The organism is Hazenella coriacea (assembly GCF_004341825.1).
Classification (GTDB): domain Bacteria; phylum Bacillota; class Bacilli; order Thermoactinomycetales; family Thermoactinomycetaceae; genus Hazenella; species Hazenella coriacea.
Window position 1 is genome coordinate 1 of sequence record NZ_SMAG01000021.1, and the last position, 1472, is coordinate 1472.

Below are 1472 nucleotides of genomic sequence, written 5' to 3' on the forward strand. Positions count from 1 at the left end.
GCCCACCATCTATATTTGGGGCTATAGCTCAGCTGGGAGAGCGCCTGCCTTGCAAGCAGGAGGTCAGCGGTTCGATCCCGCTTAGCTCCACCAAAAATAAACACCTAGTTTCTTTCGAAACTAGGTGTTTTCTTTATACGTGTCGAAAATACATGAGTAGAAGTTAAGGAAAGTGTTTTGCTAAAAAATGATAAAGAAAGAGTGATCATGTGGACCCAAAAGTAAAACAATTGATGAATCCCCAAATACTAAGAAAAATAGCTCAGTCTTATGGTGTTGATGAATCTGATTTGGATTTTCATAAAAGTACAGAAAGTTTTCTATACCGTTATGAAAAGCAAGGAACCCCTTTTTTTCTACGTATTTCCCATAGTAGTCGACGTACACCAGATATGATTCGTGGTGAACTGGATTGGCTCCAATGGTTAGAGCAACATCAACTTCCTGTTGTACGAGTAGCGAGTACGCCTGATCAAGAGACATGTGTTGTTGTAGAGCTAGATGATGGAACGTTTTTTACAGCAGTTTCTTTTCATCAATTACCTGGTAAACAAATGAACCGTCTTTATGATAACAATCAGCTAGTTCAACAACTTGGATCACTGATGGCAAAGTTACATTTGGCTACACAAACATATTCTCCTCGCTATGATTCTTGGAAACGTCACCATTGGTCACAGGAACTGCACGGATTTGCCGAAAAATATTTATCCCCTACAGAAAGAAAAGTAATTGAACGCTTTAATTCTACTATGGAGGAAATTTCTTCTCTCCCGCAAACTTCAGATAACTATGGACTGATTCATTATGATCTTCATCCGGGAAACATTTTTGTTGATGATCACCAATTAGTATTACTTGACTTTGATGATTCTCAGTACAGCTGGTTTATGTCTGATCTTGCTATTTCACTCTTTTATGCCATTCCTTTTTCTGAATCAGAGGCGAAGAAAACAGAGTCAGCTAAAAGATTCCTTGATCAGTTACTAACTGGTTATCAACAAATACGTTCCATCAATGATCGTGAACTCGGTTGGATTCCATTGTTTTTAAAGTTACGCGAAATAGATTTATATATTGTCATTCATCGTAGTTTTGGTGCGGGCTCCTATAATGAGTGGTGTCAAACCTTTATGAAAGATCGGAAAGAACGGATTGAAAATAAGATTCCAATGCTTTTGGGTAGCTATTATTAAAAGAGTCTACAAATTTAGGAGTCGATCGATCTACAGATTCGGTGTAAATAGGGTACTGCTTAATACTCCTTTGTAGAAAATATATAGAGAATTTTATATCGTGAAATCAATAAAATGACAATTGTAAAGGGTTTTACGCAGTAGTAAAGTAAAAGGTTTTCCTACTATGTAAAACCCTCTTAAAAAACATTAAAATAGGGGTTGCAAACTCTATCAGACCATGATATATTATATCTTGTCGTTGCGAGATTGCGACGAGATGAAGATTGCACCTTG

The 1472-nt window shown here is 37.1% G+C and carries 1 protein-coding gene and 1 tRNA gene; both read left to right on the forward strand.

Annotation, left to right across the window (positions count from 1 at the left end; genetic code table 11):
* Nucleotides 1–17 precede the first annotated feature (17 nt).
* Nucleotides 18–93 (forward strand) — tRNA-Ala (locus EDD58_RS14680).
* 140 nt (nt 94–233) lie between these two features.
* Entirely contained in the window at nt 234–1196 is a 963-nt protein-coding gene (locus EDD58_RS14685; protein ID WP_207903321.1) for a phosphotransferase enzyme family protein, read from the forward strand.
* The last annotated feature ends 276 nt before the right edge of the window (nt 1197–1472 follow it).